Annotated in this window: 1 protein-coding gene; it reads right to left on the bottom strand. The window is 44.5% G+C overall.

Annotation, left to right across the window (positions count from 1 at the left end):
• On the bottom strand, positions 1–241 hold a 241-nt coding region (locus tag NLF92_RS12970; protein WP_254102630.1), incomplete at its 3' end, for a sugar phosphate nucleotidyltransferase.
• Positions 242–272 lie beyond the last annotated feature (31 nt).

Raw genomic sequence — 272 nt, 5'->3', positions numbered from 1 at the left:
GCTGCTCAAGAGTTGTTTCAAGTTCGAACGAAGTATCAAAGTGGTTTTCGATACTGTTTTTACTGGCATGTGTAACCAGAATAATTTCTTTTAAACCCGCCTGAACGCACTCGTTGACTACGTACTGGATCAAAGGCTTATCTACCACAGGCAACATTTCTTTTGGGATGGCCTTGGTGGCGGGCAACATACGCGTGCCCAGACCGGCTACAGGTATGACGGCTTTTTTTACCTGACTCATAGTTTTTGTCCTTTTATTGAAAGTCCTCGAC

The organism is Opacimonas viscosa (genome assembly GCF_024199005.1).
Lineage (GTDB): Bacteria > Pseudomonadota > Gammaproteobacteria > Enterobacterales > Alteromonadaceae > Opacimonas > Opacimonas viscosa.
This window is presented reverse-complemented; position numbering and strand designations above follow the sequence as displayed.